Origin of the sequence: Desulforhabdus sp. TSK (assembly GCF_022836495.1) — a bacterium.
Lineage (GTDB): Bacteria > Desulfobacterota > Syntrophobacteria > Syntrophobacterales > Syntrophobacteraceae > Desulforhabdus.
The window spans coordinates 1-443 of the sequence record NZ_BQXM01000165.1; the positions used below are offsets into that span (position 1 = coordinate 1).

The 443-nt window shown below is 67.9% G+C and carries 1 protein-coding gene; it reads left to right on the forward strand.

Annotated features, from left to right (window positions below):
- Positions 1 to 392 (forward strand): YafY family protein (locus tag MWC30_RS21970; protein ID WP_244086325.1); only part of this gene is annotated, 392 nt, incomplete at its 5' end.
- Between the last annotated feature and the right edge of the window lie 51 nt (positions 393 to 443).

Consider the following 443-nt stretch of genomic DNA (forward strand, 5'->3'; position numbering starts at 1 on the left):
GCACCGCGCTGGAGACGCCGTTCGCACGCCCGGCGGATTTTGATCTCGCCGCCTATTGGCGCGCCTCGATCGAGCGGCTCGAGGCCGAGCTGCATCCGAACGAAGCCACGGTGCGGCTGTCGCCGCTCGGGCTGCAACTGTTCGACGCGCTGGCGCATCCTTACGTGAAGGCGCGGATGCAGCTTGCTGATGGCACTGAGCCCGATGGCTGGCGAGTCGCCACCATGCCGGTCGGCAAGACGGTGTGGCACGCTGCAACCGAGCTGCTGCGGCTCGGCGCCGAGGTTGAGGTGATCGAACCCGAGGGACTGCGCGAGAAGATGGCCGAGCTCACCAGCGCGATGGCCGCGCGCTATACGGATGCGCCGGCACGCCGCGCTGCCCGCGGTTAATACCGGCTGTCGGAGCTGATGACGAAGCGGTCGAGCAAATTGACCGGCAGG